General features: G+C 35.2%; 3 protein-coding genes and 1 pseudogene. 3 read left to right on the top strand and 1 reads right to left on the bottom strand.

Annotated features, from left to right (window positions below):
• Window positions 1–192 precede the first annotated feature (192 nt).
• A pseudogene (locus ACEN2I_RS19025) lies at window positions 193–849 on the top strand (AAA family ATPase); the annotation flags it as partial.
• Window positions 850–1,346: 497 nt separating this feature from the next.
• On the opposite strand, the gene ACEN2I_RS19020 reads toward ACEN2I_RS19025, so the two are convergent.
• A complete protein-coding gene (locus ACEN2I_RS19020; RefSeq protein WP_441767677.1) occupies window positions 1,347–2,114 on the bottom strand; it encodes an XRE family transcriptional regulator in 768 nt (255 codons plus the stop codon).
• An 87-nt stretch (window positions 2,115–2,201) separates the two neighbouring features.
• Between ACEN2I_RS19020 and ACEN2I_RS19015 the strand changes: the two genes are divergently transcribed.
• On the top strand, window positions 2,202–2,819 hold the full coding sequence (locus ACEN2I_RS19015; RefSeq protein ID WP_441767676.1) for an alpha-ketoglutarate-dependent dioxygenase AlkB family protein: 618 nt from the start codon (window positions 2,202–2,204) through the stop codon (window positions 2,817–2,819).
• 341 nt (window positions 2,820–3,160) lie between these two features.
• On the top strand, window positions 3,161–7,948 hold the full coding sequence (locus tag ACEN2I_RS19010; protein ID WP_441767675.1) for a hypothetical protein: 4,788 nt from the start codon (window positions 3,161–3,163) through the stop codon (window positions 7,946–7,948).
• The last annotated feature ends 2 nt before the right edge of the window (window positions 7,949–7,950 follow it).

Genomic DNA, 7,950 nt, shown 5'->3' with positions numbered 1-7,950 from the left:
GTTGCAAGAACGTTCTTGCAACTGTTTAATTAATTATTTTTATCTAATAATCAGTATCGTTTTTTTAGGACGAGACATATCTTAAAAATCCATTGTAAAATTATGAATTTTCTATAAACAATCGATATGGAAATACATTTGATGATTTGTTTTTTAGATTTTTCATAAAACTTTCACACAAATATTCCCATTCGTGGAGCGCCTCCAGGTTATGTAGGTTATGAAGAAGGTGGATTGCTAGTGAATAAAATAAGACAAAAACCCTACTCTATAGTTTTATTTGATGAAATTGAAAAAGCGCATCCTTCTGTTTTTGATGTTTTCCTCCAGATTATGGATGAAGGTAAATTGCATGACCGATTAGGAAAAGAGGGAGATTTCTCTAATGCAATAATTCTTTTTACTTCAAATATAGGGTCAGATCATATTGTCGAAACATTTAGTAATGGTCAAATTCCAAGCTCATCTTCTTTGATGGAGATTATGACAAATTATTTTAGACCAGAGTTTTTAGGACGATTAACTGAAATTATACCTTTTGCGCCTATCAGTAAAGAAAATGCTTTAAAAATATTTGAAATCCATCTTAAAAAAGAATTTATGGACTTACTAAAGAATATTAATATCCAAGTTGAAATTCCAATACAAGCTAAACTGTATCTTGCTGAAAACGGATACAATGCAAAATATGGGGCCAGACCTATTAAAAGTATCATTAGAAGTCATTTAAGAAGACCACATGCCAAGAAAATAATTTCAGGAGAAGTTAAAGATGGCGATAAAATGATTGTAGTTATTGAAAATGAAGAGGTAAAATGGATAAAGAAGGGCATTTTAATAGATAACTAATTTTTAAAATTTCTTATTTGCCTGACGATTTATTAACCACAAATATTATTGCGAGTATAAATTTTAAAGAAATTGAGAATATTTTACATTCAAATGAAGATCAATTTTCAATTACAACCATAAAGATTTGGCATAAAGTTCTCTCCTCCAAATGTTCACTAATGAAAAGCTGCGTAAACGTCACCTTTTCGAGCTTACTTATCGTTAATATGTAGTTTTGATTAGATCTATTTATTTAATTTAAAACGAAGGAAAAACTCGTTTGTATTTCTTGCACTTGCCATTTCCCTTCTTGTATTTACCTCATAAGCGTAGCCAATGGTTAAGCGTTTACTTATCGTTAAACCCGCAATGCCGGCAATCTATGATTCTCTCTTTGGAATAGATACAGAATAAGCCTCAGAGTAATTTGAGGCTTATTTTTGTAAAGTAACCAGACATATTTACATCAAGATTTGCACTTTATAAAAAACTAAATCTGAGAATGAACCCGTTTTTTATGCAGTTTTATTTTTAATTTCAGAGACGTCCCTCTTCAACTCTAAAATCATCTCTCTCATACTCTCCATTTCATTTAACTCCTGTTTCTTATCCGTTCTCCCGATATTGCACCTGTACTCCCAGATTTCTATAATGTCTGATAACCTGACTTCGTAATTAGGGTAGAAACTATTGTCTGACTCCAACACCAGTACGTTTTTTTTGTTTTTATTAAGGCGTTTGTAGACCATTCCTTCATTTTTAGTAATGAGTATATAGGTTTTACCGTCCTGTACATCTCCTAATCTTTCTACATAACGCCCTATAATTATCGAACCATCTTCGTGTGGCGGCATCGAATCTCCTTCTACCGGAAAGCCTCTGTGTTTGCCAGGTCCTAAAAAAGGAAGCGAGATTTGCTGCAGGCTTTCGATATATTCAGGATCGGCATACCCATTGAGATAGCCGGCTTTTACTTTTTGCGTTACTACTTCGATAAAGTTCTCCCCCTGATTATCTACCTGGATAGGCAAGACTAATCTATTATCTTCCAGTTTCAGTAAATGCTGCATGTCTATTTTACGGATATCTACCGACAGCAACAGGTCTATACTTATATGGAAATACCAGGCAATTCTCTTTAATATATCATACGGTGCTTCAGAAGTACCATCTTCATATTTGACATATCTGCCTCTGGTAATTTGAAGGCCTTCGGCCAGCTTCTCTTGTGAGATTTTGTGCCTAACCCTTAAAACCCTGATGTTATCTGAAAATAAGGACATATTATTTTTTTGTTACAATTTGTAACTGCAAATATATTAAAAATTGTTATTATCTGTACTAGTTTTGTGTTTTCAAAAACAATAAAGATGATACTCTTTGATGATACCGAACTCTTTTCGACCGGTACAGGGGGAAAAAAGATATTTGATGTTCCTGATGCCGACTTACTCCTGATCGACAATTTTTTTTCGAAGGAAGAGTCTGATCATTATTACAACACTCTTCTCAACCAGACCCAATGGCACGAATATGACATGCCTATGTATGACAAGGTAGTTACTGCCCCCAGAATGATTTCCTGGTATGAAGACACAGATCTAAACGAACAAAAGCCTAACCTAAACTGGCCGCTGGCCCTACAAACTATAAGACAACGTGTGGAAATGGAAACCGCTATACAATTTAATGCCGTATTGCTTAATCTTTACAGAAATGGGAATGACGGCGTAGCATGGCATAGCGACAAAACTGCGAGCAGCAATAAAAATATGGATATTGCCTCAGTCACTTTTGGTGAAACCAGAATGTTCAGGCTTCGTCATAAGCTTAGAAAGGATATTCCACAGATAGAGATTCCTCTTCATCATGGCACTTTTTTGCTAATGGCTGGTACTACTAATACTTTTTGGCAGCATCAGGTTACTAAAACAACCCGGGACGTTTTGCCGAGAATCAATCTTACTTTTAGGAGGGTTATGAGGTGATTGTTTAATGCTGTAAAAATTAAGTTTATAAAATTGCCTACCTTATTTGTTACATAAGTTTAAAACAAATTATAAACAATTGAAAATTAAATTATTACTGTTTTTTTTTTTAAAACAAAAACCTTTTTATTTCCTTATAATACGGCTTTTTAATAGTCCCTTTTTACATTTGCTTTTTAACAAATTCCCTTTACAAAAAAATATAAAAAATATCAATTGCGCTTTTTTCCTATTAATTTTATCTTATATTTGACCGCCCGTTAAATCATTATTATTAAGTTATTATTTACATCTATGAAACTGTAAATAATCACCTGATATCATCTTAACCTGTACTGAACTTGAAAAAAATTACTTCGAAGCCTGTTTATCGCATACTGTTTTTTTTATTATTAATAATCAGCACTACGTGTTTTTCCAGTCCAAATGATACCATTTCCGGACAAAAGAAAAATACCGCTGCATTAAATTTAAGCCCCCAGAAGCAAGATTTTCCTTTTTCCCGTTTTTCTATTTCGGCACCCGCAGAAAGTGAATTTACGAGTTCTTATATCAAGAATAATTTTCCGATTTCGGCAGAAACAAATGAGGATTTAAGCAAAGCCAAGACAATCTGCGAAGAAATCGATAAGAACATGAATCTTCTTACTGATTTTTTAGAACCTACAAAGCTTTCCACACTACCCTTAGGAATCAAAAAAACCATTGGCGGTATTCAATATCTGTTAGGAATTAGTAATGCCAAATTTACCCCTGAATATACCGAATTAACCGCTTTTGTGAGAATTACCATTCCACAAGATGAAGATGGCAAGCAAAAGCAACTCTTTTTTGGCGCCAATAATATCAAACTTTCACATAAAGGAGGGTTAGTCGGCGCTACTAATTTAGTGTTACTAGGGGATGTACCTATAAAAATCAACGGCGAGAATTTATTATTGGTTTTGAAAGGCGGAATGAACATGGAGTCCGGAAAAATCGAGAATAAAACGTATGTAACTATTGACTGCAATGGCTTTAAAGAACTTGGTATCGAGGCTGATGTTATTTTTTCAAGATCTTTATTAGAGCCCGTTGATACCAATTACAATGTACTCCCTACTGACAAAAGAGTTCAGGCCTCCTTTAAAACTATTATATCAAACTGGAACGATATTTTAGTCGAAATATCCCTGCCTACTTTTCAACTGACCAATTATAAAGGAACCTGCTTTGAACTGAACAAAGCCGTAATTGATTTTAGTGATCTTCATAATTCGAGTTCCATCGTCTGGCCAAAGGATTATGAAAAAGATTATCTGGTTCCCGGAAATGAAAATTTATGGAGAGGATTGTATGTAAGTTCCCTAAAAGTAGTGCTTCCTTCGCACTTCAAGGAAAAAGGAACCAATAACCGACTGAGCTTTAAAGCCACTAACCTGCTGATAGACAGAATGGGCGTATCTGGTAATTTTTCTGCTGAAAACGTTCTGGATTTAGGTAAAGGGAGTGCTGCAGGCTGGCAATTTTCTGTTGATCATATTGAAATGGAATTCAGGGCAAATTCTTTAATGCATGCTAAATTTAACGGAGCCATTGTATTGCCTTTATCTGATAAATCGAAAAAATGTGCTGCGAAAACCGGTGGTGAAATTGCGTATAATGCCCTTATAAACCCAATAGACAACGAGTATCTCTTAAAAGCCGAAGTAAGTGAAAACGTCTGTTTTCAGGCTTTTAAAGCCACAGCGCGATTTGACAAAGGATCTTACATCGAATTAAAAGTAAAGGAAGGCAAATTTTTACCAAAAGCTTTTTTAAACGGAAGCATAGCCATAAAAGGCAGCAACAAGCCGAATGCTAATGAGGAACCAGAAACCAAAAATCCTGAATTATCAGGTATGGGATTGCCAATGGCACAGGCAACGCAAGTAAAAACTACCACAGCTCCTGCCACTACACCTTCTACTGAGGATGAAGATGAAGATGAGAAAGGGGCTGTTGCCTTTAAAGGCATCATATTCGAAAATTTAGAATTACAAACGGTAACCCCTATTTTTAAGGCTACCTATTTTGGTTATAAAAATGAAGCTGAAACTGATCCTAACTCTTCTAAAGTCGCTAATTTTCCGATTACTATTCATGAGATTGCCTTAATTGCAGATGATGTATCTGCCTCATTAAAAATAGATTTATCTGTTAATTTGATGAAGGATCAATTTAATGGAAGGACAAAATTTAATATTGTTGGAAAATTTGACAAAGACGACGGAATACAAAAATGGAAATTTGATCATTTAAAATTTGACCGAGTAGACATTGCTGCCGATTTAGGCGGAATGAAATTGAAGGGGAGTATTACGATAATGGACAATGATCCTGTATATGGAAATGGCTTCAAGGGAATGCTGGGAGCAGATTTTACAGGAGGGATCAAAGTTGAAGCTAATGCTATTTTTGGGTCGACAACATTCAGATACTGGTATGTAGATGCCATGGTAGATAATTTGAACATCCCCGCTGGTGCGATTACTTTTAAAGGTTTTGGCGGAGGCGCTTATTACCGAATGAAAAAAGATGGTTTCAGCAACAGGTTTTCTGCCTCTGGTTCTAATTATGTTCCTGATTCCGAGTCGGGCCTTGGTGTCAAAGCTATGATAAAATTTGCCGGAACTGCTACGGCTGATGCCTTTTGGGGAGGAGCCGGTTTTGAAATTGCCTTTAACAATCACGGCGGGATTAACCGAATTAGTATTTACGGAGAAGGACACGTGATGCAGCCTTTTGAAATTCCGGGAGCAGAACAACTAACCAAAGTATTAAAAACGGTTACTGAAAATGAATCACTGATTTCGCAGGTAGCTCTTGAGGCCTTAAAAACATCTGATCTATCCAAAGCAGCTGAACAACTTTATCCAAATAATGTAAAAAGTTCGATGGGTATCAATGCCTTTGCAGCTATAGAATATGATTTTAATGCCAAAACTTTACATGGTTCCTTTGATTTGTATATTGATACTCCGGGCGGTTTTATAAAAGGGCGTGCATCAGGCAACAGAGCCGGATGGGCCGTTTTGCATTTTGGTCCCGATAAGTGGTACATCCGTATGGGAACTCCAACCGATCGATTAGGTATTAAGCTAGCTATTGGCTCCATAGAAGTGGAAGCCGGAGGATACTTTATGCTGGGTGACGACATTCCAGGAAGCCCGCCACCTCCTGCTATTGTTGCACAAATTCTTGGTGTTAATACAGAATCTCTTAATTATATGAGAGATGAAAATAGTGTCGCTTCTGGTAAAGGTTTTGCTTTTGGTTCTGATTTCAGCTTAAAAACAGGCGATTTAACTTTCCTTGTATTTTATGCCAACTTCCAATGTGGATTTGGATTTGACATTATGGTAAAAGATTATGGCGAAGCACAATGCAAAGGTTCAGGACAAATTGGTCTTAATGGCTGGTATGCAAACGGACAATCATATGCTTATTTGCAGGGAGAACTCGGAATCAAGATTAAATTGTTTATGATTAAAAAGAAAATATCCATCATAAAAGGTGGTGGTGCAGTTCTTTTACAAGCTAAACTACCGAACCCCGTCTGGATTCGAGGTTATCTTGGAGGTTATTTCAACTTACTAGGAGGTGTCATTAAAGGCAGTTTCAGATTCAAATTAGAATTTGGTAAACAATGCGAGTTTCTTAATGATGCTCCTTTAGGAGGCTTAAAAACAATTGCTGACATTACTCCCGCAGAAGGCACAAAAGATGTTAGTGTTTTTGCAGTTCCCCAAGTTGGATTTAATTTTCCAGTAGAAAAAAGCTTTACATTAGAAGAAGATTCAGGCGTCAAAACATATAAGCTTAAACTAGAAGAATACACTGTTAAAAAAGATGGTGTCATTATTCCAGGAGAAATGACATGGAATCAAACTAAAGATTTATTAAGCTTCACTCCTTTTGATGTATTTTCGCCGAATTCAAATCTAGTGAGTACGGTAAAAGTAAGTTTTCAGGAGTTTACTAATGGAGCGTGGAAAACGGTTTATGACGATGGACAGATTGCCACTGAAACTGAGGTTCGAAATTTCACTACAGGACTTGCACCAAACAATATTCCTGTAACTAATATCGCGTATTGCTATCCTGTAATAGACCAGAAATATGTTTATCAAAACGAATCCAAACAAGCATATGTAGTGCTAAAACAAGGACAGCCTTACTTGTTTGAATTAAAGCAAGGACAGTCTCAAAAAGCATTCTATAAAACTGGAACAACTTCAAGTACAGGAGCAATAACTTATAATAGTACTCTAAGAAAAGTAAGTATAGATTTGCCAGTGTTACAAACGTCTAAGACTTATAATATTTCCTTAATGACGCTTGAAACAAAAAGTGATGCCAATAGCAATTTAAAAGAAAGCTATACTAAGCAAGATTTGGGTGAAAATGCAAATGTTGAGATAAAGGATAATAAACTGGGAGAGATTGTAACTGGTGGTGAAGGTGTTGAATTATTACAATATAATTTTAATACGAGCCAATACAACAGTTTCTCTGAAAAAATGGCTGCCAAAAAGCCTAAGCAAACCTTGGTTGAAATTATTTATTCTGATGTACATGCCTTACAGTCTTTAAACAGTTCAACTGAACCTTTTGATGAAATTGAGATTATCGGAAATGCAAAAACAATGTATGTTCCTTTAATCAATGTTGAAGCAATATTAGATGACAGTTACTACAAAAATGAAATTTTCCCTTTAGTTTACCAAGGATATCCTCTAGAAAATGATTTCCAATTTGATAGAAGTAACTCCTCTCTTGGTGTTCCTCCAACAAAAGGTGTAGAAACATTAGCATGGTACCAAGATTATCTAATCAATAATCCAACAAGCTATATGTTAAAGGAATATCTGCCTTTCCGATATAATCTGCCATATTATTATAAAACAGATTTTGTCAATTTAAGGTATAAAGTGGTTAACAAATATTTAAATACTTTAAATCAGCAAATGGTCACGAAGTATGATTATATCATTAACGGAAAATTCCCTTACATCAAACAAGGAACCTATAATATAAAGCTGAATTATACTCTTCCAGGAGGACAATTAGGAAGCAGTTCAGTATTCACATTCAATAAATCAATTTAATA

It is taken from the genome of Flavobacterium sp. W22_SRS_FK3 (assembly GCF_052113665.1).
In the GTDB taxonomy this organism is placed as follows: domain Bacteria; phylum Bacteroidota; class Bacteroidia; order Flavobacteriales; family Flavobacteriaceae; genus Flavobacterium.
The sequence above is the reverse complement of the archived record's forward strand: the minus strand, read 5'-3'. Positions and strand labels throughout refer to the sequence as shown.